This window comes from Streptomyces sp. NBC_00287 (assembly GCF_036173105.1).
In the GTDB taxonomy this organism is placed as follows: Bacteria; Actinomycetota; Actinomycetes; order Streptomycetales; family Streptomycetaceae; genus Streptomyces.
Map to the genome: position 1 here is coordinate 9,425,760 of NZ_CP108053.1, position 21,039 is coordinate 9,446,798.

Genomic DNA, 21,039 nt, shown 5'->3' on the forward strand with positions numbered 1-21,039 from the left:
GTTCTCGGCAGGTTATGTCAGGGAGCGTCAGTGACAGGCTGGCTCACCATACATTCAAGTAATGTCCGATCAATCGGAGTCGTCCTCACGTCCTGTCACCTCGTCGGGTCCCTCGGGTCCCTCGGGTCCCTCGGGTCCCTTGGAGCCCTCCGTCCTCTCCCGCCGTGGTGTTCTGCGCGCCGCGGCCGCTGCCGGAGCGTTAGGCATCCCGCTCGGCGCCGCCGTAGCCGGGGCCTCCCCTGCCGCTGCGGCGCCCGCGATCGTTCCGAGTGCCGCACCCGAACTACCCGCCGGGCTCGTGCCCTACCTCTCTCCCTACATCAACTGGTCCGGCGAGATCACCCACGGCGGGCTGTGGGCCTGCGCGCCCCGCACGGGGCAGGACCTCGCCGACCTCGCCAACTGGGCCCATGCAAACGGCTGGCGGCTGCGTGCCCGTGGTAAGTCGCACAACTGGTCGCCTCTGACCCTGACTTCGGCCACCGAGCCCGACGCACAGGTCCTCCTGCTGGACACCACCGAGCACCTGACGCGCGTGGAACTCACCACCCCGCCCCCCGGCGCCCCTGGCGCGGTGCGGGCCCAGACGGGAGTGACCCTCGAGACGCTCATGGCCTTCCTCGCCGATCACGGACTGGGCGTCACCAACACTCCCGCGCCCGGGGAGTTGACCCTGGGCGGCACACTGGCCATTGACGCCCATGGCACCAGCGTCCCCGCGGACGGCGAGTCCGCCCGCCCCGGCCACACCTACGGCAGCCTCAGCAACCTCGTCCTGTCCCTGACTGCCGTCGTCTGGGACTCCGCCCAGGACGCCTACGTCGTGAAGACCTTCCACCGAGGAGCTGACGAGGAGTGCGAGGCGCTGGCCACCCACCTTGGGCGCGGCCTGATCGTGGAGGCCGAACTCCAGGCCGGCGAGGACATCCCGCTGCGCTGCCAGAGCCGCGTCGACCTCACCGCCGACGAACTGTTCGCCGCCCCGGGCAGCGCCCTCGCCGCCCGGGGAAACACCTTCGCGGATTTCATGGCGGAGTCGGGGCGGGTGGAGACGATCTGGTTCGCCTTCACCGACCGGCCCTGGCTCAAGGTGTGGAGTCTCAGCCCCGAGCGCCCGGCCACCTCCAGGCCGGTGCACGACCCGTACAACTACCCGTTCAGCGACTCCGTCCCAACCCCGGTCGCCCGATTGTCCGGGCTTCTTGTGGCAGGCTCCTGGCATCTCGCGCCGGTTCTCGGCGCCGCGCAGTACACGGTGGCGGCGACCGGACTGACCGCCACCGTCGCGAAGGACTTGTGGGGCCCCTCGTACACCCTTCAGTTCTACTTGCGCCCCACGACCCTGCGTGAGACCGCCAACGGGTACGGGATCCTCACCAGCCGCGCCGACGTCCAGCGCGTTGTCTCCGAGTTCGCCGTTACTACCGGCAACGGCTGGAGGCCTGGGCCGCGGCGGGCAGATTCCCGATCAACGGGCAGGTGGAAATCAGAGTCAGCGGCCTCGACCAGCCCGACGACTCCGCGGCGCCCGGCGCCCGCCCGCCACTGCTCTCTGTCGTCCGCCCGCACCCCGACCACGCGGAGTACGACTGCGTGGTGTGGGTGGACGTCCTGACCCAGCCCACCTCCCCCGGAGCCCACGAGTTCTACCGGGAACTGGAGCGCTTTCTCATGAGCACCTTCGACGGCGGTTACGCTCTCACCCGCGTCGAGTGGTCCAAGGGCTGGGGCTATACGGATACGGCAGCCTGGGCCGACGAGCAGATCATCGAGTCCGCGGTGCCCGCTTCGTACGGCGCCGGGCAGTGGTCCGAAGCCGTCTCCATTCTGGACCGGCTCGATCCCCACCGGGTCTTCGGAAACGGCTTCACGGATCAACTGGTGCGCTACTGAACCTCTTTCATCCTGCGTATTCGAAGGTGAGGAGGGTGTGGACTGCTGCGACCACTGCCGATGCGGTTGGTCGAGCATCGGGCTTGGCGTAGCAGCCGCCGTCAGGGCTTGAGGCGGGCGAAGGCGCGTTCGCCTGGAGCGCGGAGACGGGCGTGGTCGCGGTTGTACTGCTGGTAGTGCTCCGGGAGTTCGCGGTGGCCGTAGCAGGGGGTGCGGACGGTGGCGCCGGCACCTTGGTAGGCGCGGTCGGCCAGGACGAGGATCTGGCGGGTGAGACAGGCCTGGACGATGCCGTGAGCGCGGACTGCGGTGCATGTGGGCGACGGCCTGGACGGCGTGGTGGAGTCCGTCGCCGCGGTGCCGGCAGTCCCGCAGAATCTTGTACTGCTTCATCCCGCCGATCACGTGCTCTACCCGGGCGCGGACCTTGCGGTGGGCGGCGTTGTCCTCTTCCTCGCCCTTGAGCAGCGGCCGTCCGGGCCGTCCGCGATGCGGGACGACGAGGCCGGTGTTGAGGTAGGCACCGTCGCCCAGCACTGTCACTCCCTCACAATGTTCGGCCGGGTCGCAGCGCCGCCAGGCGTGCGCATCCGCGGTGGCAGTCGGCACCGGACGGGCGGCTGCCACCACCAGCCGGACACGGTCTTTAGTCGGTATCTGCGTCGGCCCGCCGAAGTCAGAGCTGGAACTCCGCGGGGGACAGTCCCAGGGTCGTGCACGCCTCGCGGAGGACCATCTGCTCGGCCTGGGAGAAGTGCCCGTCGGCGCCGGCGATGACCATGCCGGTCTGGATGACCGCCCGGGCCTCGGTGGGCTTCTTGGCGGCCTTGGCGATGTCCTGCAGCGCCTCGGCTTTACCGTGCGTGAAGTTGCGGGTGAGCTGGTCGACGTGCTTGTGGAAGCGCTGGCGCAGCTGCTCGGGGGGAAAGTTCTGGAGTACCTCGTTGCTGAGGATCATGGACTCCATCTGCTGGATCTCGTGCGCGTCGACGTGGCCGTCGGCCGCGGCGACCAGTGCGCACATTGCCATGCTCGCGTCCCGGTAGGCACCGCTCTTCAGCTCGGTCTTGATCGAGCTGAGCTGGGTTTTGAGCAGGCCCGTGAGCTGTGCGCGGGAGCCACCGCGCGAGCCGCCTTGCGGGCCGGCGTGCGATCCGCCGTGCGGTGCGCCGGCCTGTCGGCCCTGGGCTTGCTGCTGCAAGGTCTTGGCTTGGTCCTTGAGCCGGTCGAACAGTGCCATCGATGTCACCTCGGTGCTCGAACTGTGTGATCTCTCCCCGTGAACGCCCCACTTCCGGCAAAGGTTCCACCGCACCGGCGGCCGGGCGGACGCGGGGGTGACGGCGAGCATGAAGGCTGCCGCGAGCGTGCCGATAACCGTGACGATGCGTCTACGCGAGAGGGTTCCTGATCCTGCCGCTCACGGAGTACCTACAACTGTCCAGGGTGAGCCAGACAGGCGCGCACACGTCGGCCCGGGCGCGGTGTGGTGGTGTCCAATCCCGGCGCCGAAACCGCCGGCCTCTCCGTACCCGCGCTCCACCGCCAGATCACCGGCCACCTCAAATGGAAAGGCCTCACCATGGTGGTCGCGTACACCGGCGGCACCGCCGTCGCCTTCGGCTACGCCTTCCCGTGCACCGCCGAGTACTGGTTCGGTGATCCCTTCTCGACCAGGTGCCCCAAGGCGCCCGCACCGAGCGGCTGATGGGTCTGTGTGAGCTCGCGGTCCGCCCGCCGTGGCAGTCCCAGGGCATCGGCACCCGGCTCCACGCCGAGCTGCTGAAGGCTGTCAACCCCCGCTGGTCCAGCCTCCTAGCCGTACCCTCCAACCGGCGCGGCCAGAATCTCAGGGGTGTGCCGGAGGATGCCGTCTCCCGCTTCGGCGACGAGTACTGGGCGAAGACCACCCCCACACCCTCACCACCCCGGCACAACATGGCCCACTTGCGAGGGGAGACGGGGGATGCGGCGGGAGCCGCCACCGCCTACGCCGACCTACTCCCGCACATGGTCCGGGTACTGGGCGAAGACCACCCCCGCACCCTCGCCGCCCACGCCAACCTGGCCTACTGGCGGGGCGAGGCAGGGGGCAACGGTGCACCAGGTTCCGTCCTGACCAGCCGTTGGGCGTGCAGGGCCCGCGCCCAACTGGGCCCGACGGCACCCGTACGGCGCAGGCGCAGGGTGGAAGACATGGCGAGTGACCTGGATGCCGCCGGAGCCGATACTGACCACGCCCACACCCCGGCCAGACCTGCCGCCGGGGTGGGCAGCGGAACCGAAGTGGGACGGATTCCGGGCCCTGTTGTCGGTCGATGCGGGCACGGTGGTGCTGCGCTCGCGCCGCGGTACCGAGTTGGCGCCGGCGTTCCCGGAGATCGTGGCCGGGGCGGCGCAGCTGCCGGACGCGACGCGCTGGACGGGGTTATGTGACCTGTAGGGGGTGTCTCAGCCTCAGGGTGTCTCAGGCGGCGCAGCTCCCATAGACGAGACGTGACGGGCGTCGCGGCCACGTGCCGCAGCGGCCGCTCAGAGGTGGCCGTCCAGGAACTTCCGTAGCTCGGCGATGGTCATAGGCCCCGTGCCGTGCGCCACCGCCTCTCCCTCCTTCAGCAGGACGTAGGACGGGGCTCCGGTGATCCCGTATCGCTCGGTTGCGGCCGGACAACGCGTGATGTCGGCGCGTACGGCCGTCAGGCGGCCCGTGTAGTCGTCCGCGATGCCACCCACGACGAGGTCCATCACCCGGCAGGGCTCGATTGCCTTGGGCCATGTCCCGGTGAAGTATGCGAGGACCGGAACTCCGCTCATCCCGAGGATGAAATTGAACTCCGCGTCCTCACGGGGTCGGTGAACCCGCTTCGCCATGGAAACTCCTGACCTCACGTTCCGTCATTCCATCCCCATCATCCCTCGCGCGGTGTGCCAGGCCGGCCCGGTCGGTCGTCCGGCTGACCTGTCGGAAGGCAGGCACGGGGCCGTCGCAGAACCACGGTGGTCCCCGGCGCGAGCGGCCCGGCCCCCCGCCCCCGGGTGACCCGGCCTGGCCGCCCCGCCGGTCACCCAGCTGCCGCCCGCCGCGCGCCCGTGGGTCAGCTCGTGCCAGGACAGCGCCCTCCACGACGACATGAAAGCCGTTTTCCAGGGCATAGCTGCCCAGATCACCGGCCAGATGCACGATGAGCGCGTCGACGAGCGGGCCGGTGCGCATCGTCCACCCGATCCAGTCGAGCCGTATCCGCCACCGTGCTTCTCAGAGACAGCGCCTCCGACGGGCTTCCCGAGGCCTTGTCTGGTCTTCACATCAACCCCCGGTCTCAGCTGGCTCATACCGCTATTCCCCGGGCCGCAGGAGCCAGCTGATGGCGCCGAGAACGAGGCACGATTGCTGAACCGCTCGCGGACGCGGTTGTGGCCGGTCGAAGTACGCGTCAGCTGCCCCGAAGACCGACCGCCAGCGTCAGTTCAAGGACCCGGTGTGGCGATGCGAGATCCGGAAACAGCTCCCGCAGCTGCGACATCCGGTACCGGACGGTCTGGGGATGGACGAACAACTCCGCCGCCACCTCGTCCCGCCTGCCCTGGTGCAGCAGCCACGCCCGCAGCGTTTCCTCCAGCCGCTGTGCGGTCGCGACGGGCAAGGTCCGCAATGGTGCGAGGGCTCGGGCACGCAGGTCTGCGAACGCGTCCACGTCGGCGCTCAGCACCAGCTCGGGCAGGTGGTCCTCGGTGTCGCGAATCTCGGAGGAAAGAGAGTGCGCGCGTGCGGCTCGCGCGTACGAGGCGGACGCACGAGTCCATGGCCGGGCCGGGCCGACCACGGCGGTGCGGTCGGTCAGCTGCCGCAAGAGATGTGATCGGTCGGCATCGGGGACGAGCAGCACACCGGTGGCGTCCGGCAGATCGTCGAGGACGAGGGTGCTCGGATCGAGCGCGCGGTAGGCAGGCCGGGCCTGGGCGGCGGGCAGCAGGACCGCGGTCAGCGAAACCGGAGGCTGCCACCCGGCCCGTTGAGCAGAGACCAGCAGCACGTCCGGGCTCGCACCGGCGAGGAGGTCGCGAGCCAGGTGCTCCAGGTGGCGCTCTTGATCCCTGCCCCGGGCGGCCAGTTCGTCGGCGTGGCCCGCGGCGCTCGCGGCGGAGAGCTCGTCGATGTAGGCGAAGGTCAGCTCGGCGAACTTGGCGACCTCGGCGGCGGGCAGACCTGCGGGTACGGCCCCCGCTGCCAGGCATCGCCAGGCCACGCGGGCGCCGACACGGTAGGCGCTGAGCAGGGCGTCCATCGAACGGCCGTCGCGGACCTCGCCGCGGCCCAGCTCATAGGCTGCGTCACCGGCGTCGCCGCCTGTGGCGTTCCCGCTCGCGAGGTCCAGGTAGTGCCCCAGGGCGGTGCGGACGGCTCGGCGAATGGTGGCGCCCATGTGGCCCGAAAGGGCGTTGGCGTAGGGAGGGACCTCGTCGATGATCGCCTGGACGACCTCGTCGGCGGTGCTCTTCAGCGCTGCCCGAAGTGCGGTGACGGTCGTCTCATCCAGGGCCAGTTCGCTGGCCCTCCGGACTGCATGGCTCATGTTTTTGTTCCCTGCGAACAATTCAACCGACCAGATTTACGTCCTGCGGTTAGGACTTTACGCCCTGAGGCGCAGCAAGCTGGAGCCATGACGAGTACAGCCCTGCGCAGCAGGGCGTGGAAACTGCTGGAGATGGTCACGACGCCGCTGCTGCCGTCTGACTACCTGGACCTGGTCAGCCCGCTGCGGGCGGGCGCTGATCTGCGTGGGCGCATCGAGGCCGTGCACCCCGAGACGGGTGACGCCGCGACCATCGTGATCAGGCCGGGACGTGGCTGGCGCGGCCACACCGCCGGTCAGTACGTGCGGATCGGGGTCGACGTCGACGGGGTGCGCCTGTGGCGTGCCTACTCCCTCACCTCGCCGACACACCGCAAGGACGGCCGCGTCACGATCACCGTGAAGGCGATCCCGGACGGCAAGGTCAGCAACCACCTGGTCCGTAGGGCGAAACCGGGCACGCTGATCCAGCTCGACCAGCCGACCGGTGACTTCGTGCTGCCGCAGGCCAAGCCCGCCAAGGTGCTCTACCTGACGGCCGGCAGCGGCATCACGCCCGTCATGGGCATGCTGCGCGACACCGAATTCGACGACGTCGTCATGGTCCACTGCGCGCCCCAGCCGCACGACGTGATCTTCCGCAACGAACTGCACGACCTGGCCGCGGACAAGAAGCTGCAGCTCACCGAGGTGCACACGGACACAGACGGCATGCTCGACATCGCCCGTCTCGACGAACTCGTGCCCGACTGGGCCGAGCGCGAGACCTGGGCCTGCGGTCCCGCGGGCCTGCTCGACGCCGCCGAAGAGCACTGGAGCGAGCACGGCGTCCAAGAGCGCCTGCACACCGAACGCTTCCGCCCCAGCATCGTCGTCACCGGCAACGGCGGCGAGGTCACGTTCAGCGCCACCGGCAAGACCGTCGACGCGGATGGCGCCACGCCGTTGCTGGACGTCGGCGAAGAGGCCGGCGTGCTCATGCCCTCCGGGTGCCGCATGGGCATCTGCATCGGCTGCATCACGCCGCTCAAGGCGGGCGCCGTCCGCGACCTGCGCACCGGCGACATCACCGAGGCCGAACCGGGCGTCCTCATCCAGACCTGCGTGTCCGCCGCCGCGGGCCCCTGCGACATCGAACGGTAGGGAACACCTTGACCGCCATCGACCCCACCGCCCACCTGACCGCGGAGCAGATCGAGGAGCTCGGCCGCGAGCTGGACGCGATCCGCGACGAGGTGATCGCCAGCCGCGGCGAGAAAGACGCCGCCTACATCCGCAAGGTCATCTCGGCGCAGCGCAAGCTCGAGCTGGCCAGCAGGGGCGTGCTGCTGTTCTCGATCTTCCCGCCCGCCTGGCTGATCGGCACCGCCGGACTGTCCGTGGCGAAGATCATGGACAACATGGAGATCGGCCACAACGTCCTGCACGGCCAGTGGGACTGGATGCGGGACCCGAAGATCCACTCCACCACCTGGGAATGGGATCACGTCTCGCCGTCCGACCAGTGGAAGCACTCGCACAACGAGCTGCACCACACGTACACCAACGTGATCGGCAAGGACAACGACCTCGGCTACGGCATCATGCGCGTCGACGAGGACCAGAAGTGGCACCCCTTCCACCTCGGCCAGCCGCTGTGGAACTTCCTCAACGCCTGCTTCTTCGAGTACGGCATCGCAGCGTACGACCTGGAACTGGGCAAGAACCTGAACAAGCGCCGCCGGAAGAACCCGGAGTTCCGCGCGCGGGCCAAGGCCGTGGGCCGCAAGATCCGCAAGCAGGTGCTCAAGGACTACGTGATCCACCCGCTGCTGTCGGGCCCGTCGTTCTTCCCCACACTCGCCGCCACGTTCACCGCCAACCTGGTCCGCAACATCTGGTCCCACTCGGTGATCATGTGCGGGCACTTCCCCGAGGGCGTACAGGTCTTCGAGCGCCGGTCGATCAAGGGCGAGACGCGCGGCCAGTGGTACCTGCGCCAGATGATGGGCTCGGCGAACATCAGCGGCAGCAAGGCCATGCATTTCATGACCGGCAACCTCTCGCACCAGATCGAGCACCACCTGTTCCCGGACCTGCCGAGCAACCGGTACGCCGAGGTCGCGGTGAAGGTGCGCGCGTTGTTCGAGAAGTACGAGCTGGAGTACGTCACCGGGCCGCTGCCCAAACAGGTGTTCTCCGCGTGGCGCAAGGTCGTCCGGCTCTCACTGCCGAACAAGAAGCCCAAGGTCAAAACGCCGGACCGCGAGCAGGAGCTCGTCGCGGCCTGATTCCCGGTCTTCGTTCAGATCTTTCGGTTGTACCGGCGGCACCGCCGGGGTTCGGTCAGATCCGTTGCGGACGGTGGATGCCCGCGACACCAGACCGTACGCCACGCGATCCGGGCAGCCGGTGTCCGGCTGCGCTGCCTGGACGTGCGCTAGGAGCTCAGCGCACAGCCGGCGGCGAGGTGTTGTAGTGCGCTGACCTGCCGTGGCCGCTAGTCGGGTGCGTACGCGCACTCGGTTTGCCGACGGGCGGGCCGGCTGGAAGGCATGGCTGTGACGTGGACACGGCCGGAACCCATGCCCGCCGCCCCTGTGCCCGACCCTGCGCTGCTGCGGGGGTTGGCGGGTGAGCCGAAGTGGGACGGGTGGCGGGCGCTGGTCTGTGTCGACGTGGGCTGGGTAGTGCTGCACTCACGGCGGGGCACGAGCCTGGTGGCTTCGTTCCCGGAGATCGAATCCGGGAGCAGCGGCCGGCGTTGTGGACGCAGACGAACAGCACGCAGGGCTTGTCGTGCATTGCTGGTCTCCCGGCCGCGTACGGGCACGGGATCGCCTCCGGGTGCGAGAGGAACCCTGTCTCCTTCAACGCCTCGACCTGGCCCGGGCGTCCTGACGTTGGCCGTTCGCCTCCTGTCAGGTCTTGCTCCGCGCCCGCCTGCCGGCCTGGCGGCCGTCCAGACCGGCGGGCGGGGCGAAGTCACGCAGGGACGCTGAGCGGCGGGTGCTCGAGCACGCGGGGCTTGTACTCGACCAGCTGGATGCGGCCGTCGAAGGTGCGGTGGTCGATCATCTCGAGGGCGATGTCCGGATAGCCGTCGTAGATGCGTTCTTCGCCCGTGGCCCCGGTGATCACCGGGAACATCACGACCCGGAAGCGGTCGACGAGTCCGGCTCGTAGCAGGGACCGGCACAGGCTGAGGCTGCCGATCGTGCTGAGGAGCCCCGAGCCACTCGACTTCATGGCGCGGACCGCCTCGACGGCGTCATCGCGGACGAGCGTGGAGTTGGCCCACGTCAGTGGCTCCTCGAGTGAGGAGGAGAACACCACCTTGGACGCTTGCGTGAGCTCGTCGACGGACGCCTCTTCTTCGGGCCTGAACTGGTCTTGGCCAGGCGGGACCTCACCTGCAGCGAAGCCCGACATCAGGCGGTAGGTGTTCGCTCCCATCAGGTAGGTGGCCTCGGGCTGCTCGCCGAGCCATGCGAGGTACTCCGGGCCCTCCAGCCCCCAGAACCCGGGCCACCCCTCTCCCGATGCGTAGCCGTCGAGGGAGGTGATGAAGTCGACGAGAAGCTCCGACATGGAGGTGTCCTTTCCTGGGGTGTCACGAGCTTGGACCGGCCGGGAGCCACAAACTCATCGGCCGCGCCGTGGAGCAACGAGAAAACCCATGACGCTGCAGCCGATCAGGTCGGCGGAGCGGCACTGCTTCGTAGGGCCCGGTGGCGAGGGTGCGGGCGGCGAGGGCGTCCTCGCTGACCCGCCGCCTTGCTCGCGCAGGTCACGGGCCGCATGCTCCCAGGCCAGCTCGCCGAACGGGGTCGCGGTGGACGACAGTAGCCGCCAGCGGACCGTGACCCAGGTGCCCTTGCGGTGGTCACGCAGCCAGACGAGCCGGATGTCGTAGGGGTCGTGGCGGACCTCCCACCGGTCCTTGCGGCCGGGGATCCCGGACTTCCCGCGCTGCAGGCCGTCCAGGCCCTCCCCGTCGTAGATCCGGTGGTTGATCTTGATGCCGTAGGAGTTGACCGCTGGATCGCACGCCACCTCCGCGCGGTAGATGGCATCCGACTGGCCGCGGCGCCGGACCAGCTACGCGCTCTGGGTCAGCAGACCGGCGTCGATGACCTCAGCGATAAGGGTGGCGCCACGGCTGTTCTGGTGGATGTGGTCGGTCGTGAGCACGAGACCTCGGCGCCGCGAGATCGTGTCGAGGCTGCGGCGCAGCACTGCGTGCTGGACGAGGACGCCGAGGCCCGCTGCGGGCGTCACCTCCCGGTATGAAATCGGCGGCGGGTCCGCTTGGCGCAGTTCCTCGATCTGGCGTTCGTGGAGCGGAAGGTAGGTCACCTCGTTGGAGTCGGCGACCTCGGCGATCATCCGGCTGTACGCCTGCGATGCCTGTGCCGCTGCTCCGTCGAGTTGTTGGCCGAGTACCGGGAGTGACAGCAGACCGATCGTCGCGTCGGTCTCCGCTCGCAGCCGTGCGACGACGGCTCCCAGGCACTCTTGGAACCAGCCGGCTGACGGGCGCTCGGGGAGCTGTTTGCGCTTCATGGCCTGCTCGACGGGGTAGCCAGCAAGGCTCGCTCGGGCGTCGTTGCTCCCGATCAACACGGTGATCACATCGGGCGGGTTCGCGACGACAGCATCGAGGCGCTGCAAGAGGTTGTAGGCGAAGTCGCCGTTGGCGCCGAAGCGGGCAAGCTGCACGTCACCGAGAGGGTGGCGTCGTCCGAGAAGGGCCAGGTAGTCGACGCTGAACTGCGCGCGGGTGAGGCTGTCGCCGAGGCACGCGATGCGTGTCGTCACGGCGCTTCCTCCAGGCCGGGCGTGCCGACGCGTTCGGTTGGGCGGGTGTCGGTCCGAGGACGGTGGTCGGTGTCGACGCTCGCGGTGATGGTCAGGATGGACGTCGGTCCCGCCATGTCGACCGCGTGCCATACCCCGGCCGGGTTGATGGTGGCCTCGCCCGGCCCGAGCAGAACGCGGTCGGGCACCCCGTCCACGTCGCGGGTGACCGTCACTGATCCGCTGAGGCAAACGACCAGTTCGTCGCCTGCAGGGTGGCTCTCCCAATGGTCGCCGGGGCCGTCGCCGTCGAAGATCATCACCATCCGGCCCTCGGCGCCATCTGCCGTGACCGCGGCGCTGTAGGCCTGGAGCACCTCCGGGTCCCAGGCGAAGCCCTCGACGGGTTTCGCTCTCGATCCCAGCCTGAGGTGCACGGGGGTGGTCCGCAGGTCGATGGCGTTGCGTTCGTGGTTGACGAGTCTCATGCTGACGATCGTCACACGACGGCGATCGGGCGGTCTTGAAGGAAAGGGAACAGAAGCCGACGCGACGGGCGGACGGTTGGCGACTACCCGGTCCCGAGGAGGACTTCGCTGCGACGCCAGGCCGTCGGCGATCGGCCCGTGAACTCGCGCCAGTCCCGAACGAGATGGGCCTGGTCGGCGTAGCCAGAGATGGTCGCCACATCGGCCCACGGGAGCGGGTCCTGCGCCGCCGCCAGTTCGTGCGCGTGCTCGAAGCGCAGAACTCGGGCGAAGGTCTTCGGCGACAGGCCCAGCTCACCGCGAAACCGCTCGGTGAGGTGCCGACGGCTCCAGCCGAGTTCCGCGGCGACCGCACCAACCTGGACGCAGCCCCGCGCGGCGACGAGGCGGCGCCATGCCTCGGCCACCTCGGGGCGCACCCGGCGCACACGGTCGCCGCCGGCGCCACGGCCGACAGCTCGGAGGAGCAATTCGTCCAGCACGGTGAACCGCGCCACCCACGTTGTTGCCGCTCGGAGCCGGTCGACCAACTCGACGCCAACCGCTCCGAGAAGCTCGTCAAGTGGGACCAGTCGGTGGGCCAGCTCGGCGGCCGGCACGCCGTAGATGGCCCGAGCCCCGAGCGGTGTCAGCGATACCTGCACACCGTGCTGGCGTCCGTCGTGGTGGATCGCGACGGACCGGCACATCAGACCGCCGGCCACGCTGCTGAATCGGGTGACCGGTGACCCGTCGTCAACGCCCGCCGCCACCTCCAAAGGGTCCGACAGGCTGATCACTGCAGTGAGCACGCGGCTCGGCGGGCCGCAGTGCACCCCCGCCGGGAGCCCGCGGAGGTCGAAACCGACATACGAGTCGACGTACCGCCGCAAGGCGGGCGCCGGACGTACACCGATCCCGGTGGCCGTGTGGTCCTCCATTTCCGTCAGTGTACGAGCCGCCGAGCCCAGCAAGATCACCACCCGGACCGCGAAACCTTATCCACACCCGAAACAGCCACCACAGACCGTGCCTGACCAGGACCTACCACGGGGCAGCGGCCCCTTTCCGCAATATTCGGTTCCCACTCCTGAGACAGCCAGGGACCAGCGACAACAACGCCCGAGACAAAAGCAGTTGAGCGGCAACATGACCCGAGACGGCGCACGCCCGTTGTCCTGCGCGCGGCAACACCAACCGAGACCAAGGGCATGGCTGATGGCGCACCCGGGAGTTGAGGTGATCTGCAGGGATCGCGCCGGGGCCTAGTAGGGCTTGGTCAGGTTCATTCGTGGGTGGCGTGTCTGTTGGTGCTTTGGGGTCGTAGGGGTGGTGTGACACCTGAGGAGATGGCCGGGGTCCGGGAGGACTTGGAGGCGTTCGCGGCGGGGTTGTTCGACGGGTTCTTCCGTGCGGATTAGCAGCGGTGGGGGCAGGTGTATGTGCGTGGGCTGCTACTGGACGGGCGGCGCAGGAGCCGATGGCCGCCCGCCTCGGTGAGGAGGGCAACCGTCAGGCGCTGGCCCACTCCATCACCTTCAGCCCGTGGGATCCGGCGCATGTGCGGGCCCGGCTGGCCTGGAGGATGCACGAGGCAATCGGTCCGGAGGCGTTGATCGTCGATAACACCGGCTTTTTGAAGGACGGGGATGCCTCAGCGTGTGTGTCGCGGCAGTACACCGGCACCGCGGGCAAGGTCACCAACTGTCAGGTGGGCGTGTCGCTGCACCTGGCGCATGAGCGGGCCTCGACGGCGGTGAACTGGCGGCTGTTCCTGCCCGCTTCGTGGGATCCCGCCTCCGCGGAGGCGGATGCGGTCAAGGTCGCCCAATGCGGCCGGTGCGGCATCCCCGACCAGGTGGGGCATGTGGAGAAGTGGCAGCTGGCCCTGGACATGATCGACGAGATCCGGTCGTGGGGCCTCGATGTTCCCCTGGTCGTCGCGGACGCCGGTTACGGGGATGCCGCCGCCGTCCGCCACGGCCTGGAAGAACGCAAGCTGCCCTATGCGGTGGGGATTTCCTCCCGCCACACCGCGCATCCCGCCGATGCCCGGCCGGTCCAGCCCGCCCACACAGGCGCCGGCCGGCCGCCGAGAATCCAGTACCCCCAGCCCGCGCAGACCGTGAAGGAGCTGGCCATCGCGGCCGGCCGGACAGCCGTGAGGCCGGTGTCCTGGCGGGAAGGCTCCCGGCCGGGCAGAGGGACCAGTGGCGTCAAGCGCATGTACTCGCGGTTCGTGACCCTGCGCATCCGTCCCGCCGGACGCGGCGTCCGCCGGGCCACCGACGGACGCCGCGTCCGAGCGCTGGCTGCTGGCCCAATGGCCGACCGGCGAGAGCGAGCCGGTGCAGTTCTGGCTGTCGAACCTGCCCTCCGGGATGCCGCTGGCCACGCTGGTGCGGCTGGCCAAGCTCCGCTGGCGCATCGAGCACGACCACCGCGAGATGAATCAGGCCCTGGGCCTGGCCCACTTCGAAGGGCCGCACCTACCAGGGCTGGCACCACCACGTCACCCTCGGCTCCGCCGCCCATGCCTTCTGCACACTGCAACGACTGGCACGAGACCCAAAAGACCCAGCGCAGGCCTGAGCCTCTATCAAATCGTCCGCGAACTACAGACACTCCTGGCCCTCTGGACCGGCGCCTGCCCCACCTGCCACCGCGATATACCACCCCATACGAACCTGACCAAGCCCTACTAGTGTGCTGCGCCTGAAATCGCGGGCTTAAATCTGTAGCCTGTTTTCATGTCTCGGGGTCCTCGTGCCGTCGAAGTTGCGCTGTCCGATGAGGAGCGCGCCGAGTTGCTGCTCTGGGTGGGCGGGGTGGTGGCGCCCCGTCTGGTCGAGCGGGCACGGATCGTCTTGGCGTGCGCGGACGGGCAGCCGAATACACGTGTGGCGGCGGAGTTGAAGGTAACCGCGGACACGGTGAGGAAGTGGCGGTCGCGGTTTGCTGCCCGGCGGATGGCCGGCCTGGCCGATGAGCCGCGGCCAGGCCGGCGCAAGTCGGTGCTGGTGCTCAGTGATGAGGAGCGGGCTCAGCTGACGCGTTGGGCCAGGCGCGCCAAGACCGCTCAGTTCCTGGCTTTGCGCGCGAGGATCGTGCTGCGGTGCGCGGAGGGCGGGACGAATAGGCAGGTGGCGGCCGAACTCGGGGTGCGCGAGCAGTCGGTGAGCCGCTGGCGGGCCCGGTTCGTCGAGCGGCGGCTGGACGGGCTGACCGATGAGCCGCGGCCCGGCAGGCCGCCCTCGATCCTGCTCGACCAGGTCGAGGATGTTGTCGTGGCGACGCTGGAATCGACCCCGGGTAAGGACACGCACTGGTCGCGGGCCTCGATGGCCGAGCGCACCGGGCTGTCGAAGTCGACCATCGGGCGGATCTGGAAGAAGTTCGACCTCAAGCCGCACCTGCAGGATGCCTTCAAACTCTCTACCGATCCGCAGTTCGTCGCGAAGGTCGTCGACGTCGTCGGCCTGTATCACCACCCGCCCGAGAAGGCGGTGGTGCTGTGCGTGGACGAGAAGAGCCAGATCCAGGCGCTGGACCGCTCGCAGCCGGTGCTGCCGATGATGCCGGGCATGCCCGAGCGGCGTACCCACGACTACCTGCGGCACGGCATCACCAGTCTGTTCGCCGCGTTCAACATCGCCGACGGCACGGTCATCGGTGAACTGCACCGCCGCCACCGGGCTGTCGAGTTCAAGAAGTTCCTGGTCACGATAGACAAGAGGGTTCCCGCCGGGCTCGATGTGCACCTGGTGTGTGACAACTACGCCACCCACAACACCCCCGAGATCAAGACCTGGCTCGGCAAGCACCCCCGCTTCCATGTCCACTTCACTCCGACCGGCTCCTCCTGGATCAACCAGGTCGAGAGATGGTTCGGCCTGCTCACCGACAAGCTCATCCGCCGAGGCGTCCACACCTCGGTGAAGGCGTTGGAGGACGACATCAGGGCCTGGATCGACTCGTGGAACGAGAACCCCAGGCCCTTCACCTGGACCAAGACCGCCGACGAGATCCTCACATCCCTCGCCGACTACCTCACCAAGGTCACTCCTCCAGCCAACGATAACCAGCGACAGATTTAAGCCCGCGATTTCAGGCGCAGCACACTAGTGTGCTGCGCCTGAAATCGCGGGCTTAAATCTGTAGCCTGTTTTCATGTCTCGGGGTCCTCGTGCCGTCGAAGTTGCGCTGTCCGATGAGGAGCGCGCCGAGTTGCTGCTCTGGGTGGGCGGGGTGGTGGCGCCCCGTCTGGTCGAGCGGGCACGGATCGTCTTGGCGTGCGCGGACGGGCAGCCGAATACACGTGTGGCGGCGGAGTTGAAGGTAACCGCGGACACGGTGAGGAAGTGGCGGTCGCGGTTTGCTGCCCGGCGGATGGCCGGCCTGGCCGATGAGCCGCGGCCAGGCCGGCGCAAGTCGGTGCTGGTGCTCAGTGATGAGGAGCGGGCTCAGCTGACGCGTTGGGCCAGGCGCGCCAAGACCGCTCAGTTCCTGGCTTTGCGCGCGAGGATCGTGCTGCGGTGCGCGGAGGGCGGGACGAATAGGCAGGTGGCGGCCGAACTCGGGGTGCGCGAGCAGTCGGTGAGCCGCTGGCGGGCCCGGTTCGTCGAGCGGCGGCTGGACGGGCTGACCGATGAGCCGCGGCCCGGCAGGCCGCCCTCGATCCTGCTCGACCAGGTCGAGGATGTTGTCGTGGCGACGCTGGAATCGACCCCGGGTAAGGACACGCACTGGTCGCGGGCCTCGATGGCCGAGCGCACCGGGCTGTCGAAGTCGACCATCGGGCGGATCTGGAAGAAGTTCGACCTCAAGCCGCACCTGCAGGATGCCTTCAAACTCTCTACCGATCCGCAGTTCGTCGCGAAGGTCGTCGACGTCGTCGGCCTGTATCACCACCCGCCCGAGAAGGCGGTGGTGCTGTGCGTGGACGAGAAGAGCCAGATCCAGGCGCTGGACCGCTCGCAGCCGGTGCTGCCGATGATGCCGGGCATGCCCGAGCGGCGTACCCACGACTACCTGCGGCACGGCATCACCAGTCTGTTCGCCGCGTTCAACATCGCCGACGGCACGGTCATCGGTGAACTGCACCGCCGCCACCGGGCTGTCGAGTTCAAGAAGTTCCTGGTCACGATAGACAAGAGGGTTCCCGCCGGGCTCGATGTGCACCTGGTGTGTGACAACTACGCCACCCACAACACCCCCGAGATCAAGACCTGGCTCGGCAAGCACCCCCGCTTCCATGTCCACTTCACTCCGACCGGCTCCTCCTGGATCAACCAGGTCGAGAGATGGTTCGGCCTGCTCACCGACAAGCTCATCCGCCGAGGCGTCCACACCTCGGTGAAGGCGTTGGAGGACGACATCAGGGCCTGGATCGACTCGTGGAACGAGAACCCCAGGCCCTTCACCTGGACCAAGACCGCCGACGAGATCCTCACATCCCTCGCCGACTACCTCACCAAGGTCACTCCTCCAGCCAACGATAACCAGCGACAGATTTAAGCCCGCGATTTCAGGCGCAGCACACTAGTGTCCTGCGCCAGAGATCCGTCGGCAGAAGCGGGCAAGGGAGTCGAGGATCTCTTCGGCGGTTTTGGTCCAGATGAACGGCTTGGGGTCTTCATTCCAGTCCTTGACCCAGGCGCGGATGTCGGCTTCGAGGGTCTGGATGTTCTTGTGTGCGCCGCGGCGGATCATCTGGTGGGCGAGGTAGCCGAACCACCGCTCGACCTGGTTGATCCAGGAGGAGCCGGTGGCGGTGAAGTGCAGTTCGAACCGTGGGTGTTTGGCCAGCCACGCCTTGATCGCAGGGGTTTTGTGGGTGCCGTAGTTGTCAACGATCAGATGGATCTGCAGGTGAGCGGGAACCTCCTTGTCGATCCTGATCAGGAACTTCTTGAACTCCACCGCCCGGTGCCGGCGGTGCAGGGCCGTGATGACTTCACCCGTGGCCACGTCAAATGCGGCGAACAAGGTGGTCAGGCCGTTGCGCACGTAGTCGTGGGTGCGCCGCTCGGGCATGCCCGGCATTATCGGTAACACGGGCTGGGACCGGTCCAGGGCCTGGATCTGCGACTTCTCGTCCACCGAGAGCACCACCGCACCCTCGGGCGGGTTGAAGTACAGCCCCACGACGTCGTAGACCTTCTCCACGAACAGCGGGTCCGTCGACAGCTTGAAAGGTGTCCGCCAGATGCGGCTTGAGCTGGAACCGCCGCCAGATCCGGCCGACCGTGGACTTCGACAGACGACTGTGCTGCGCCATCGATGTCCGGGACCAATGGGTGGCGTTCTTCGGCAGTTGTTCCAGCGTCGTGACCACCACTGCCTCGACCTGACCGACGCTGATGGTGGGCGGCCGGCCCGGCCTCGGCTCGTCGACCAGTCCGTCCAGCCGCTCGGCGAGGAAGCGCCGCCGCCACTTGCGGACTGTGTCCGCGCTCACCCGCAACTGTCGGGCGACCGCGACAATCGGCGGTACTTCCGGCCCCGCACACGCCAACACAATCCGTGCCCGAGAGCCAGGGCCTGGGCCGATGTCGCCCGACGCGTCCACCGCTCCAACACCGCCCGCTCCTCAGCAGACAGCAGTAGTGGCTCCAGTTTCGGGCCCCGACGAGGAACTGACGCACCAGCAGCAGAAGTCACACACTAACTAACGATCAACTAGGGCGTTTCGTTTAGATCATCGGATCGTTGGTCCGGTGTGTCGTTGACTGCGCAGTGGGCGCGGATCGAGCCGTTACTCCCGGACCGGACGCCGAAGCGGGGTGGCCGCTGGCGGGACCACCGGGAGGTGATCGACGCGATCGCCTTCAAGTTCCAGACCGGAACGCAGTGGGTGCACCTGCCGGAGAAGTACGGCAACTGGCGAGGCGTCTACAACCGGCTGCGGATGTGGGCCGTCGACGGCACCTGGGAGCGGGTGTTCACTGCGCTGATGGCCGACGCGGACGAGGACCTCGACTGGGCGGTCTCGGTGGACTCCACGATCGTGCGAGCCCACCAGCACGCGGCCGGGGCCCGCAAAAGGGGGCCCCGGTCGACGAACCCGACGACCATGCCATCGGACGGTCCCGCGGCGGACTGACAACGAAGATCCACCTGGCTGCCGATGCCCGCTGCCGTCCTCTGGCTTTCGTCCTCACCGCCGGACAGGCAGGCGATGCGCCGGCCTTCACCGATGTCATGGCCCGCCTGCGTGTTCCCCGCCGACGTGGCCGGCCGCGCACCAGACCGGAAGTGGTCCTGGCAGACAAGGCGTATTCGTCCCGCGCGATCCGCGAGCACCTGCGCCGACGCGGCATCCGGGCCGTGATCCCTGTCCCGGCGGACCAACGCGGCCACCGACTGCGACGCGGCAGCCGAGGTGGCAGACCACCGGCCTTCGACCGCGAGACCTACAAACAGCGCAACACCGTCGAGCGGTGCATCAACCGCCTCAAGCAGTGGCGCGGCCTCGCCACCCGCTACGAGAAGACAGCCACCATCTACCTGGCCGGACTCCACATCGCAGGCATCTTCCTCTGGTCCGCCCGATGATCCAAACGAAACCGCCTAGTAGTGCTTCGTTAGGTTCTGGTTCTGGTGAGGGGGCGGCCGCAGGTGGTGCAGGTGCCGTCCCAGCACCGCAGCAGGTCCTGTAACGCGTTGAGGACTTGGTAGAGGGTCAGGCTGCTGTGCGGGCTTTTGGGTCGTAGCGCCGCAGGGTGAGGAAGGCCTGTGCGGCGGTGACGAGGGTGACGTGGTGGTGCCAGCCGCGCCAGGTGCGGCCCTCGAAGTGGTCCAGGCCCAGCCCGTGTTTGAGTTCGCGGTAGTCGTGCTCGATGCGCCAGCGCATCTTCGCCCAGCGCACCAGGTCGGCGATCGGTGTGGTGGCGGGCAGGTTGGTCATCCAGTAGCCGGTGGGCTCCGGCGCTGTCGCGGGCTGTTCGACCAGCAGGGTCCGCAGCGGCAGTGCTCCGTCCCACTGGCTGCGCCCGCCGGCGTGTTCCTGCGCTGTGCGGGTGGCTGCCTTGCCCGAGGGCCGCACCTCAAGCACCGCAAAGCGTGACGTCATCGATCCCTTGCTGCCCTGGCGCCAGGTGATGTCCTCGAAGCGGGTGTCCGCATCGATCAGCTGGGGCAGGGGGCGGGCCGGCTCACGGTAGCGGGGCAGAGTCGGCGGACCCAGACCCTGGTAGGCCGGCAGCTGCGGCTTGGCACCAGCCGGACGGGCGATCTCCTTGGGCTCGACAGCGACGATGTAGGACCAACCGCGTTCCTCCAGGGCCAGGCGGAAGCAGACGCTGCGGCCGTAACCGCATGAAGAAGGCGTTGGCGACCGAAGCCTCGGTCGGTCCGTACTCGTTGAGCACCGGTGTCCCGGAGTTCAGTGCGCGCCACCGCTGCAGCGACTGCGCCGGGAAGAAGTCCGCCCCGACGGCGAGCAGCCCCGCGAGGCTCCGCGCCCCGGCGGCATCGGTCATCGTGGTGATCAGGTCGAGCTGTCCGGGCGTCAGTTTGATGAATCCGTACGGGGCGGCCGACAACACATCGGAGACCTGCGCGGGCAGGTCCTGGTCCTCAGGGACGAGCCGGACGGCCTGGCCGCACCACAGGGGGGCGTAGATGTTGGGTACGACCATGTCGAAGCCGACTGAGGAGAAGAGCGGCGCGCCTTCGGTGCCGTGCTTGGTGTAGGTCTCGACCGCCCAGTCGATGTAGTTCGCCACCCCGTGGTGCGGGCACATCACACCCTTGGGCCGGCCGCTCGATCCGGATGTGTAGATGACGTAGGCCAGTTGCTCCGGCCGGACCTCCTTGTCTAGGTCCCGCCGCTCGGCCGGGCCAGCGGCCGCGATGGACTCCAGCAGCTCGTCGACGCACAGCGCGGTCGAGCCGCCGAAGACCTCGTCACTGCGGTGCTCAGCGTCGGTGATCACGACGGTGGGCCGGGCGTCCTCCACGATGTGCCGCCGCCGCTGATCCGGGTCACCGGGCGACAGCGGCACGTACGCGCCACCGGCCTTCATCACCGCGAGAAGGCTGACCAGCAACTCCACGGACCGCGGCAGGCATACGACGACCAGCGACTCGCCTCCGACGCCGTGGGCGCGCAGCCGGCGCGCCAGGACGTTCGCGCGTGCGTTGAGGTCTTGGTAGGTCAGCGTCACCTCGCGGGCGCGTAGCGCGACGCTGTGCGGAGTGCGGGCGGCCTGGGCCTCGAACCCGCCGTGGATCGTCACTGCGCGGATGGCTCGCCGTGGAGCCCACCCCGCGGGTATGCCGTGCTTCAACTCGCTGGACTCCGTCATCGTTTCTCCAAGCCT

Annotated in this window: 16 protein-coding genes and 7 pseudogenes; 9 read left to right on the forward strand and 14 right to left on the reverse strand. The window is 68.4% G+C overall.

Annotation, left to right across the window (positions count from 1 at the left end; all coding sequences use genetic code 11):
* The first annotated feature begins 61 nt into the window (after positions 1-61).
* Positions 62-1,893 (forward strand): annotated as a pseudogene (locus tag OHT76_RS43035) (cholesterol oxidase substrate-binding domain-containing protein).
* Positions 1,894-1,900: 7 nt separating this feature from the next.
* Here the strand turns inward: OHT76_RS43035 and OHT76_RS43040 are convergent.
* From OHT76_RS43040 to OHT76_RS43050, 3 genes and pseudogenes are all read right to left on the reverse strand, one after another.
* Positions 1,901-2,204: pseudogene (locus tag OHT76_RS43040) on the reverse strand (transposase family protein); the annotation flags it as partial.
* Positions 2,203-2,532: pseudogene (locus OHT76_RS43045) on the reverse strand (transposase family protein); the annotation flags it as partial. The pseudogenes OHT76_RS43045 and OHT76_RS43040, both read right to left, overlap by 2 nt.
* A 37-nt stretch (positions 2,533-2,569) precedes the next feature.
* A complete protein-coding gene (locus tag OHT76_RS43050; protein ID WP_328876301.1) occupies positions 2,570-3,133 on the reverse strand; it encodes a tellurite resistance TerB family protein in 564 nt (187 codons plus the stop codon).
* Positions 3,134-3,385: 252 nt separating this feature from the next.
* Between OHT76_RS43050 and OHT76_RS43055 the strand changes: the two genes are divergently transcribed.
* Together OHT76_RS43055 and OHT76_RS43060 are read left to right on the forward strand one after the other, a co-directional pair.
* Positions 3,386-3,601: a hypothetical protein gene (locus OHT76_RS43055; RefSeq protein WP_328876302.1), complete on the forward strand. Its 216-nt coding sequence runs from the start codon at positions 3,386-3,388 to the stop codon at positions 3,599-3,601.
* Positions 3,601-4,329 (forward strand): hypothetical protein, encoded by a 729-nt coding sequence (locus OHT76_RS43060; RefSeq protein WP_328876303.1) that lies wholly within the window; start codon positions 3,601-3,603, stop codon positions 4,327-4,329. The genes OHT76_RS43055 and OHT76_RS43060 overlap by 1 nt, the downstream gene beginning before the upstream one ends.
* A 96-nt stretch (positions 4,330-4,425) precedes the next feature.
* Here the strand turns inward: OHT76_RS43060 and OHT76_RS43065 are convergent, their stop codons facing one another.
* Together OHT76_RS43065 and OHT76_RS43070 are read right to left on the reverse strand one after the other, a co-directional pair.
* Entirely contained in the window at positions 4,426-4,764 is a 339-nt protein-coding gene (locus OHT76_RS43065; protein ID WP_328876304.1) for a thioredoxin family protein, read from the reverse strand.
* Between the two features lie 563 nt (positions 4,765-5,327).
* Positions 5,328-6,467, reverse strand: coding sequence for a helix-turn-helix domain-containing protein (locus tag OHT76_RS43070; protein ID WP_328876305.1), 1,140 nt, complete (start codon positions 6,465-6,467; stop codon positions 5,328-5,330).
* A gap of 132 nt (positions 6,468-6,599) precedes the next feature.
* Between OHT76_RS43070 and OHT76_RS43075 the strand changes: the two genes are divergently transcribed.
* On the forward strand, positions 6,600-7,610 hold the full coding sequence (locus OHT76_RS43075; protein ID WP_328876756.1) for a ferredoxin reductase: 1,011 nt from the start codon (positions 6,600-6,602) through the stop codon (positions 7,608-7,610).
* 8 nt (positions 7,611-7,618) lie between these two features.
* Positions 7,619-8,737 carry a fatty acid desaturase family protein gene (locus tag OHT76_RS43080; RefSeq protein WP_328876306.1) on the forward strand — a complete coding sequence of 373 codons (1,119 nt, stop codon included), beginning with the start codon at positions 7,619-7,621 and terminating at the stop codon, positions 8,735-8,737.
* A gap of 694 nt (positions 8,738-9,431) precedes the next feature.
* Here OHT76_RS43080 and OHT76_RS43085 read toward each other — a convergent pair.
* From OHT76_RS43085 to OHT76_RS43105, 5 genes are all read right to left on the reverse strand, one after another.
* Positions 9,432-10,037 (reverse strand): dihydrofolate reductase family protein, encoded by a 606-nt coding sequence (locus OHT76_RS43085; protein WP_328876307.1) that lies wholly within the window; start codon positions 10,035-10,037, stop codon positions 9,432-9,434.
* 54 nt (positions 10,038-10,091) lie between these two features.
* A complete protein-coding gene (locus tag OHT76_RS43090) occupies positions 10,092-10,502 on the reverse strand; it encodes a hypothetical protein (RefSeq protein ID WP_328876308.1) in 411 nt (136 codons plus the stop codon).
* A 45-nt stretch (positions 10,503-10,547) separates the two neighbouring features.
* Positions 10,548-11,267, reverse strand: a complete 720-nt coding sequence (locus OHT76_RS43095) for an SGNH/GDSL hydrolase family protein (protein WP_328876309.1) — start codon at positions 11,265-11,267, stop codon at positions 10,548-10,550.
* Complete coding sequence (locus tag OHT76_RS43100) at positions 11,264-11,734, reverse strand: cupin domain-containing protein (RefSeq protein WP_328876310.1); 471 nt, start codon at positions 11,732-11,734, stop codon at positions 11,264-11,266. Before OHT76_RS43100 ends, OHT76_RS43095 begins: the two co-directional genes overlap by 4 nt.
* 83 nt (positions 11,735-11,817) lie before the next feature.
* Positions 11,818-12,654, reverse strand: coding sequence for a helix-turn-helix domain-containing protein (locus tag OHT76_RS43105; protein ID WP_328876311.1), 837 nt, complete (start codon positions 12,652-12,654; stop codon positions 11,818-11,820).
* Positions 12,655-13,062: 408 nt separating this feature from the next.
* Between OHT76_RS43105 and OHT76_RS43110 the strand changes: the two are divergent.
* The 3 genes and pseudogenes from OHT76_RS43110 (at position 13,063) to OHT76_RS43120 (ending at position 17,230) form a co-directional block, all read left to right on the forward strand.
* Positions 13,063-14,305: pseudogene (locus tag OHT76_RS43110) on the forward strand (IS701 family transposase).
* A gap of 158 nt (positions 14,306-14,463) precedes the next feature.
* Positions 14,464-15,810: an IS630 family transposase gene (locus OHT76_RS43115; RefSeq protein WP_328876285.1), complete on the forward strand. Its 1,347-nt coding sequence runs from the start codon at positions 14,464-14,466 to the stop codon at positions 15,808-15,810.
* A 73-nt stretch (positions 15,811-15,883) separates the two neighbouring features.
* Positions 15,884-17,230 (forward strand): IS630 family transposase, encoded by a 1,347-nt coding sequence (locus OHT76_RS43120; RefSeq protein WP_328876285.1) that lies wholly within the window; start codon positions 15,884-15,886, stop codon positions 17,228-17,230.
* A 24-nt stretch (positions 17,231-17,254) separates the two neighbouring features.
* Here the strand turns inward: OHT76_RS43120 and OHT76_RS43125 are convergent, their stop codons facing one another.
* Both OHT76_RS43125 and OHT76_RS43130 read right to left on the reverse strand, forming a co-directional pair.
* Complete coding sequence (locus OHT76_RS43125) at positions 17,255-18,010, reverse strand: IS630 family transposase (protein ID WP_328876757.1); 756 nt, start codon at positions 18,008-18,010, stop codon at positions 17,255-17,257.
* Positions 18,006-18,284, reverse strand: a pseudogene (locus OHT76_RS43130) (helix-turn-helix domain-containing protein); the annotation flags it as partial. The pseudogene OHT76_RS43130 and the gene OHT76_RS43125, both read right to left, overlap by 5 nt.
* 150 nt (positions 18,285-18,434) lie before the next feature.
* Here OHT76_RS43130 and OHT76_RS43135 point away from each other — a divergent pair.
* Positions 18,435-19,270, forward strand: a protein-coding gene (locus OHT76_RS43135) for an IS5 family transposase (RefSeq protein WP_443049900.1) whose coding sequence is annotated in 2 segments (ribosomal slippage) — positions 18,435-18,782 and positions 18,785-19,270 — 834 coding nt in all. Because the reading frame shifts where the segments join, the coding sequence is not laid out codon by codon here.
* Positions 19,271-19,397: 127 nt separating this feature from the next.
* Here OHT76_RS43135 and OHT76_RS43140 read toward each other — a convergent pair.
* Together OHT76_RS43140 and OHT76_RS43145 are read right to left on the reverse strand one after the other, a co-directional pair.
* Positions 19,398-20,039, reverse strand: a pseudogene (locus tag OHT76_RS43140) (IS701 family transposase); the annotation flags it as partial.
* A gap of 58 nt (positions 20,040-20,097) precedes the next feature.
* A pseudogene (locus tag OHT76_RS43145) lies at positions 20,098-21,024 on the reverse strand (AMP-binding protein); the annotation flags it as partial.
* Between the last annotated feature and the right edge of the window lie 15 nt (positions 21,025-21,039).

Excerpts from the sequence above, each read along its gene's own strand:
- OHT76_RS43050 (WP_328876301.1), bottom strand. The coding sequence starts at position 3,133 with ATGGCACTGTTCGACCGGCTCAAGGACCAAGCCAAGACCTTGCAGCAG.
- OHT76_RS43060 (WP_328876303.1), top strand. The coding sequence starts at position 3,601 with ATGGGTCTGTGTGAGCTCGCGGTCCGCCCGCCGTGGCAGTCCCAGGGC.
- OHT76_RS43065 (WP_328876304.1), bottom strand. The coding sequence starts at position 4,764 with ATGGCGAAGCGGGTTCACCGACCCCGTGAGGACGCGGAGTTCAATTTC.
- OHT76_RS43070 (WP_328876305.1), bottom strand. The coding sequence starts at position 6,467 with ATGAGCCATGCAGTCCGGAGGGCCAGCGAACTGGCCCTGGATGAGACG.
- OHT76_RS43075 (WP_328876756.1), top strand. The coding sequence starts at position 6,600 with ATGGTCACGACGCCGCTGCTGCCGTCTGACTACCTGGACCTGGTCAGC.
- OHT76_RS43085 (WP_328876307.1), bottom strand. The coding sequence starts at position 10,037 with ATGTCGGAGCTTCTCGTCGACTTCATCACCTCCCTCGACGGCTACGCA.
- OHT76_RS43100 (WP_328876310.1), bottom strand. The coding sequence starts at position 11,734 with ATGAGACTCGTCAACCACGAACGCAACGCCATCGACCTGCGGACCACC.
- OHT76_RS43105 (WP_328876311.1), bottom strand. The coding sequence starts at position 12,654 with ATGGAGGACCACACGGCCACCGGGATCGGTGTACGTCCGGCGCCCGCC.
- OHT76_RS43115 (WP_328876285.1), top strand. The coding sequence starts at position 14,464 with ATGTCTCGGGGTCCTCGTGCCGTCGAAGTTGCGCTGTCCGATGAGGAG.
- OHT76_RS43120 (WP_328876285.1), top strand. The coding sequence starts at position 15,884 with ATGTCTCGGGGTCCTCGTGCCGTCGAAGTTGCGCTGTCCGATGAGGAG.